Annotated in this window: 8 protein-coding genes; 5 read left to right on the top strand and 3 right to left on the bottom strand. The window is 49.1% G+C overall.

Features of this window, described 5'->3' with window-relative positions:
* Positions 1–134: 134 nt before the first annotated feature.
* The gene (larE, locus tag LBQ00_09795; protein ID MDR2019130.1) at positions 135–923 is read left to right on the top strand and encodes an ATP-dependent sacrificial sulfur transferase LarE; all 789 of its coding nucleotides are present in this window, start codon (positions 135–137) and stop codon (positions 921–923) included.
* Between the two features lie 34 nt (positions 924–957).
* Here larE and LBQ00_09790 read toward each other — a convergent pair whose 3' ends face one another.
* Entirely contained in the window at positions 958–1515 is a 558-nt protein-coding gene (locus LBQ00_09790) for a methylated-DNA--[protein]-cysteine S-methyltransferase (GenBank protein MDR2019129.1), read from the bottom strand.
* Between the two features lie 38 nt (positions 1516–1553).
* On the opposite strand from LBQ00_09790, the gene LBQ00_09785 reads away from it, so the two are divergent.
* A complete protein-coding gene (locus LBQ00_09785; GenBank protein MDR2019128.1) occupies positions 1554–2318 on the top strand; it encodes an MBL fold metallo-hydrolase in 765 nt (254 codons plus the stop codon).
* A 261-nt stretch (positions 2319–2579) separates the two neighbouring features.
* On the opposite strand, the gene LBQ00_09780 is transcribed toward LBQ00_09785, so the two are convergent.
* Positions 2580–3356 carry an inositol monophosphatase gene (locus tag LBQ00_09780; protein ID MDR2019127.1) on the bottom strand — a complete coding sequence of 259 codons (777 nt, stop codon included), beginning with the start codon at positions 3354–3356 and terminating at the stop codon, positions 2580–2582.
* Positions 3357–3476: 120 nt separating this feature from the next.
* Here LBQ00_09780 and LBQ00_09775 point away from each other — a divergent pair, with 120 nt between their 5' ends.
* The 3 genes from LBQ00_09775 (at position 3477) to LBQ00_09765 (ending at position 5664) form a co-directional block, all read left to right on the top strand.
* Entirely contained in the window at positions 3477–3614 is a 138-nt protein-coding gene (locus LBQ00_09775; GenBank protein MDR2019126.1) for a hypothetical protein, read from the top strand.
* A 208-nt stretch (positions 3615–3822) separates the two neighbouring features.
* Positions 3823–4068: a hypothetical protein gene (locus LBQ00_09770; protein MDR2019125.1), complete on the top strand. Its 246-nt coding sequence runs from the start codon at positions 3823–3825 to the stop codon at positions 4066–4068.
* A 177-nt stretch (positions 4069–4245) separates the two neighbouring features.
* Positions 4246–5664 carry a hypothetical protein gene (locus tag LBQ00_09765; GenBank protein MDR2019124.1) on the top strand — a complete coding sequence of 473 codons (1419 nt, stop codon included), beginning with the start codon at positions 4246–4248 and terminating at the stop codon, positions 5662–5664.
* 286 nt (positions 5665–5950) lie between these two features.
* On the opposite strand, the gene LBQ00_09760 is transcribed toward LBQ00_09765, so the two are convergent.
* Positions 5951–6379, bottom strand: a complete 429-nt coding sequence (locus LBQ00_09760) for an ACT domain-containing protein (protein ID MDR2019123.1) — start codon at positions 6377–6379, stop codon at positions 5951–5953.
* Positions 6380–6381: the final 2 nt, after the last annotated feature.

Below are 6381 nucleotides of genomic sequence, written 5' to 3'. Positions count from 1 at the left end.
GTCTCAGGTGAGAGAAGGATATAGGCAGCGTGCAACATAAGAGATAGGCGCACTGCCTATATGTTCACATGCCTATCTCTTGCGCATGGGTATTAATAATTGATATAGTATTGGTGATGAGTAGTAGTACAATCTTGAAATTTGAGCGCATAAAAGAGATCATAAAAGGTCTCGAGAAGGTTCTGGTGGCATATTCCGGTGGTGTAGACAGCACCTTTCTTCTGAAGTGCTGTGTCGATGTTCTTGGAAGAGAGAACGTCCTGGCTTTCATCGGAATATCTCCTTCATACCCTGCTCAGGAAGTCCGGGAGGCGAAGAAGTACGCCGATCACATGGGGGCGGAATATGTATGCGTCGAGACCTCAGAGATGAATGACAAGGATTATATCCGCAATCCTCGGGAGCGTTGTTACTACTGCAAACTCAACCTCTTTGAGATGGCCGGAAAGACGGCTAAGGAGCGAGGCCTGAAACACATACTTGAAGGTTCAAACCTTGATGACATGGATGATTTCAGGCCAGGAAGAAGGGCATGCGCCGAGAGAAATATCGTGAGTCCTATTCTCATGGCGAAACTTACCAAGGCGGAGGTCAGGGAGCTTTCAAAGACCCACGGGCTTCCGACCCATGACAAACCTTCCCTCGCCTGCCTTGCGTCAAGGATTCCATATGGCACCGCCATAACTGCGCCCCTTCTAAAGAAGATTGAACTTTCCGAGGAATTCCTGAAGAGCCTGGGGCTTACCCAGGTGAGGGTCAGATATCATGGCGATATGGCACGGATAGAGGTGACGAGGAACGACTTCCATGCAGTGATCGCCGAGAGGGAAAAAATCTCCCGGCAGTTGAAAAAGTACGGCTTTATATACACAGCGCTGGATCTGGAAGCATACCGCACGGGCAGTATGAATATGGCACCATAAAGGCTATATTCCAGTAGTTGTCGTTAGTGATTGATCATCTACTGCCAGTGAAAGACCTGACGGCTGCCTTATTAAAGACAATTCCCTCAATTGCCAGGAGCCTTTTCTTGAAATTCGATCCCATCCCAAAGCCTCCGATGGAGCCGTCTTTGTTGATTACCCTGTGACAGGGAATGATTATGGGAATTGGGTTTTTCCCGCAAGCCTGTCCTGCCGCGCGGGCCGAGTTTCTGTACCCGGCGTTTCTGGCAAGCCCGCCGTAACTGATAACTTGGCCATAAGGGACTTTCCGTAGTTCTGTAAGTATGTTTCTCGTGAATTCTCTTTGTCCGGAGAGGTCCACATCAATGTGAAACTCGACTTTTTGGCCCCTCAAATAGCGGTCGAGAAGGAGGTATATCATTCTGAAATTCTTGTCGGACATTGTTGCATCCGGGTACCGCGCCACAAGCTGCTTTCTGATCTCATATTCCGTCTTGCGTGAGATGTCGAACTCTATAAGCCGCCCCGCCCGAGCCACAAACGCCATGTTTCCCAGAGAGGATTCACGGATTGAGAACTCCGGCGCATCTGAATTGACATTTGGTCCCATGAACACCTACAATAGGAATACCATGAAGGAGGTTTTGAATGGAAGGGTTTATAAAGTTCTTCGGGACGGGTGGGGCTCGGTTTGTTGCCGCGAATCAGATAAGGGCAACAGGCGGTCTGTGGCTTAACTACAAAGATACTAACCTGTACATTGATCCCGGACCCGGAGCGGTGGTGAGAATTCGCGGATCAAAGGATCATTTCGATCCGAGCCGCCTGGACGGCATAATATTGACCCACAAGCACCTTGATCACGCAAATGATGTGAACATTATGATTGAGGCCATGACCAACGGAGGCTTCACGAAGAAGGGCGTTCTTTTTTGTCCGAATGATGCCGTATCCGGTGACCCTGTTGTGCTGAAGTATGCTACGCAGTATATCGACAGAATTGAGGTCATGAAGGAAAAGAAGAGCTACACCGTAAAGGACGTGACCTTCGAAACCCCGGTAAGACATATCCACGGGGTAGAAACATATGGGCTAATATTCAATCTCGGCGTGACCATAGGACTCATTTCGGACACAAAGTTTTTTGATGAGCTACCCGATATTTACCATACCGATTACCTGATAGTGAATGTACTTCGGGTCGAACCCATAGATAAGAATCTCCCTCTTGATCACCTCTCCTTCTATGACTTCGCCTCCATCATATCGAAAGCCAAACCTAAAATGGCCATTATGACCCACTTCGGCTTCAGCATGATAAAAGAAAAGCCGTGGCTCCTTGCTGAGCAGTTAAAAAAGGAGACGGGAGTGGAGGTAGTGGCGGCATATGACGGTATGAAATCTTCCTTCTGACCCGCTCGTCTTTTCCTCAACTCGTCGTTGCCGCCTGAAAGTATGTGCCCCCCTCTGGCGTCTGTTCCTGACTTGGGGGACTCTTCGTCTCTTTGAGTTCTAACTCCAATTCCCAAGGTAGCGTTCGGATGTTTCGCCAAAACCTCGCGCATCACCATAATCCTCCGGGACCGCTAAAAAACGAGGGAAATATGGACACCAGGCCCCGAACTGTACGATATTCCTGATCTCATCAATCGCATATTCCCTTATAAACTTCTTCTATAAATTTCTTCCCAGAACATGGCTCATTTTCTGGTGGATAAGCCCATTGGAGGCAAGAATCTCACCAGAATAGATGTTATATTCCCCTCCGCTGAAGGTGGTGATCATTCCGTCGGCTTCAAGGACCATGAGGGCGCCTGCGGCCACGTCCCATGGATTGAGGTTCAGTTCCCAGAAGCCGTCGAATCTTCCGCACGCGAGGTAGCTCAGGTTGAGGGCCGCTGAGCCGTCCCTTCGAATCGCCTGAGCCTCAAAGAGGAACCGTGTGAAGTGGTCAACATTGTTGTTCGGATTGGTGGCAAGGTCGTAAGGGAATCCCGTACTGACCAATGATTTCTTCAGGTCATAGGTCCCGGAAACCCTTATCTTGTTTCCGTTCAGGTATGCACCCCCGCCTTTTCTCGTGAAAAAAAGCTCCTTGAAGATGGGGTTATAAACCACGCCTAAGGTGATCATGCCCTCCTCTTCGTAAGCGATGGAGGTACAGAAGAAGGGATAGCCGTGAGCGTAGTTGGTGGTACCGTCGAGAGGGTCGACAATCCAGCGGTTCTTCGTCCCACCGTAATAGTTTGTCTTTTCCTCGGCAATGACTTCGTCGTCAGGGAAACTGGCTTTGATTAGCTCAATGATCCGGTTCTGGCACTCAAAGTCCACATCGGTGACGAGATTAATCTCCCCTTTATGGTGTATCTCGAACCTCTTCCCGTAGTACTTGCGTTGGATGCGCCCTGATTCATAAGCGCAGTTGACGGCAAACTCCAGTAGATCGTCCATGATCTATTCTAACGGGAAAGACTCAGGTTTGCAAGGCTTTCAACTTGCAATCAAATGAGGATTTATGGATAATAGACTCGGCAAGCGAAGTTTTCATTAACTACTTAGCAGGTAAAAAGAGTGAAGAGATTGCTCATTGCCGTGATAGCGCTCCTTATTCTGATGGCAAGTCTAACGGACTATATTACTTCAAAAAGGATTGCGGCCATTCGTATCGTAAAAGCGGATTATCTGGAAAAATCGTCAAAAGATGGATAAAGACTATCTCCTGTAGATCCTTTTAAAGGGGCGATAGATGATCGTGACAGTTCGTTTATCACCGAATATGGCCGGCGGAGGGCCGGCTTTGAAAATAGATAAGAAGATGGCGAGAAACAGCGAGTCACATAACACAATAACTTTGACAGATCACAAAAACAGCGGCTCGCAGCCCGACCGCAAGGCAGCAATCTCCTGACGAGGTTCCATGAAAGGTTTAGTACGGTATCTCAATATGACAAACGCTATGGCCGGGGTGGAGACCGAGCAGGGATTTACTGTTTTTGAGGTTTGTCAGCGTTGCGCAATAGATATTTCCGATGTGGTAAGCGGCGCTTTGGACTCATTGGGAAACGAGACTTTACATAACATGACAAAAAATGAGGATTTTGACGTGCGGATTGAGTACGCCCATTGCAGCAGAACGGAGGCTGTCGCATTGCTTGGCCAGTAAGCCCCCGCGGTCATCAGGTATTATCTCAGGTCTTTACCCCTGTAATGTCGTTCCCATATCATGTTCAGAGCATGACGGGAGCAGATTGATCTTCGGGCAGAAGGGGTTTTGCAACTAATTTTTCCTTCCTTTACTTATCTTTCCAAACCTGATTAAATAACCGCTGGTTTTGTCGATATGTGTAACTCTGATTTAGCTATTGTTGACTTGGAGACGACGGGCCTCATGACCTCCTTCGACCGTATTATCGAAATTGCAATCTTGAGAGTCCAAAACGGGGAGATTACCGAAACTTACTCTACCCTCGTCGATCCCGAGTTCCCTATCTCTCCTTACGTTGAAGGCCTGACAGGTATTACAAACAGGGGATTGCGGGAGGCTCCAACCTTCACGTCGATACGGAATGACGTCTTCCGGCTCTTGGGCGGGGCAGTCTTTGTCGCCCACAACGCCCAATTTGACTACGGGTTTGTAAGGGAAGAGTTCCGCCGCGAAGGACTCAGTTTCAGCGCCAGATGCCTGTGCACCATGCGCCTCTCCCGCCGCCTGTTCCCAGAACACAGGAAGCACAGTCTCGACAGCATCATCAAGCGCTTCGGTCTGACGTGCACGGACCGCCACCGCGCATTAGGTGACGCAACGGTTATCTGGGATTTTATGAAGATCCTTTCGGCAAGTTTTCGGGAAACATACCTGACAGAGGCTTTCAGGAAGATATCAAAGACCCCCGCGCTGCCGCCCCTTATTGAAGAATCGGTCGTCAGGAATCTTCCTGAATACCCCGGTGTCTATGTGTTCTATGACCAGACCGGTAAGCCGCTTTACGTGGGAAAAGGGAAGAATATCAAAAGCAAAGTTTACTCACACTTCTCGAACGAGAGCAGTTTCGTAAAAGAGGCCGCTATTTTCAGGCAGACCGCCGAAATAAGGACAGTCGAGACGGCGGGTGAGCTCGGAGCACTCCTGCTTGAGCTGAGGTTGATAAAAGAACTGCTGCCTCTTTGCAACCGCAGGACCAGCGAGAGCCTTGCGGTGGTGAAAAAAACAGTTGACGAATGGGGGTACAGTACGGTCCTGATCGAGAATCAGGGCATTATCTGTGTCGAGGAACTCAAGGATGGGATCAATATTTTCAGGTCGGTGAAACAGGCCAAAAAATTCCTCTGGCAGGCGGCAAAAGAGCACCGACTCTGCCCGAGAAAACTGGGGCTGGAGAACGAGAAGAGGAACTGCATCTGTTGTCATTCCGGTATTTGTTCGGACCCGTACACGGTCACGGAGTCTCCTTCGCGATACAATCTGAGGTTCGCCCTCGCCATAACGGGACGGAGCATAAGAACATGGCCTTTTACAGGACCGATACTTATTGAAGAAAAAAGGGGAGACGGATTAGGGGAGGCTTTTCTGGCCGACCAATGGTGCCTCCTTGCCTCGTTCCGGTTCGACGAACATGGCAGAAGACAGACATTCCGGTCCGACAATACTTTCGATTACAACACGTATAAGATATTACTCCATTACATAATGAGACCGAAATCAACAGCCCGCCCTCGGGAGATCACCTGCGCGGAAATGGAAAGGTTGTTGGAGGAATGACCGTTCGTGTCCGGCAGACCGGCTGCCAAATCACCGGTCAGCACAAAATTTGCCGGTTCACAGAATAATCCCGTCACTGATAAAGGCCACCCACGAACATCAAATGAACTGGCATCTTTAAAGAGAAGAGTATATCATTCCAGCGGTTACCGTCACTTCTCCCGCAGTCACGAGAAGATCAGGCGAAATTGAACATCAGCCATTATTACCCAAATTATTCGTTGAATCCCAACATACTATTGGCGTTAAGGGCAGAAGGATGCAGGTTTAGCCAAAGAAGGTGCCTTTAGATGTTGTAGACTTCCGTGCCGAGAGTTCTAATCCAGTTGGTTCTGAGTAATTCCTGCGCCCTCTCGATTTTATCGATGCCCAGGATTACAATGGCGTGCCCTCCTATTCTGCCCAGGTGGGGATAGAGGTAGTGGACATTGATATCCGCCTCTTTGAGAGGTTTCAGCACTGCGTTCAGTCCTCCGGGATGGTCCGGTGTCTCAACAGCCAGGACATCCGTCTCCTTGGTGGAGATGCCGTTGGCTTTAAGAATGTGCAGGGCTTTCACGTGATCATCGACCACGAAGCGGACAGCGCTTATATCTGACGTATCTGCTACGGAGATAGCTCTTATGTTTACCCCTTCCCTGCCCAGCAATTCACTCACGTGAGACATTGCCCCTGGGATGTTATCCAGAACAATGGAGATCTGTGTAATAGACATAA

The organism is Syntrophobacterales bacterium, from assembly GCA_031274925.1.
In the GTDB taxonomy this organism is placed as follows: domain Bacteria; phylum Desulfobacterota; class Syntrophorhabdia; order Syntrophorhabdales; family Syntrophorhabdaceae; genus PNOM01.
Note: the sequence above shows the minus strand (reverse complement) of the source record. Positions and strands in the feature narration are given on the sequence as shown.

What these genes read in the sequence shown, in the direction of transcription:
- LBQ00_09790 (MDR2019129.1), bottom strand. Translation starts at nt 1,515, where the DNA reads ATGGGACCAAATGTCAATTCAGATGCGCCGGAGTTCTCAATCCGTGAA.
- LBQ00_09785 (MDR2019128.1), top strand. Translation starts at nt 1,554, where the DNA reads ATGGAAGGGTTTATAAAGTTCTTCGGGACGGGTGGGGCTCGGTTTGTT.
- LBQ00_09780 (MDR2019127.1), bottom strand. Translation starts at nt 3,356, where the DNA reads ATGGACGATCTACTGGAGTTTGCCGTCAACTGCGCTTATGAATCAGGG.
- LBQ00_09770 (MDR2019125.1), top strand. Translation starts at nt 3,823, where the DNA reads ATGAAAGGTTTAGTACGGTATCTCAATATGACAAACGCTATGGCCGGG.
- LBQ00_09765 (MDR2019124.1), top strand. Translation starts at nt 4,246, where the DNA reads ATGTGTAACTCTGATTTAGCTATTGTTGACTTGGAGACGACGGGCCTC.
- LBQ00_09760 (MDR2019123.1), bottom strand. Translation starts at nt 6,379, where the DNA reads ATGTCTATTACACAGATCTCCATTGTTCTGGATAACATCCCAGGGGCA.